Annotated in this window: 1 protein-coding gene; it reads left to right on the plus strand. The window is 52.9% G+C overall.

The features are described from left to right. A partial coding sequence (locus IQ282_RS00015) for a DUF7507 domain-containing protein (protein ID WP_194849914.1) occupies positions 1 to 225 on the plus strand: 225 nt, incomplete at both ends.

A 225-nucleotide genomic window follows, 5' to 3' on the forward strand; every position in this document is an offset into this window, starting at 1 on the left:
ATGATGAGAACGGAGATGGGAACGCCCAGTTGGGTGAGACGATCAGTTACAGTTTTACGGTGACCAATACGGGATCAACGACGCTTACCAACGTTCGCATCACCGACCCGTTGTTGGTAGCGCCGAATGGTAGTTTATCAGGCGGTCCAATCGCCACACTTCCCCCAGGTCCAAGTGGCACGGACAATACGACCTTTACTGGAACCTACACGATCCAGCAATCTG

The sequence above is a fragment of the Nonlabens antarcticus genome (assembly GCF_015356755.1).
GTDB classification, from domain to species: domain Bacteria; phylum Bacteroidota; class Bacteroidia; order Flavobacteriales; family Flavobacteriaceae; genus Nonlabens; species Nonlabens antarcticus.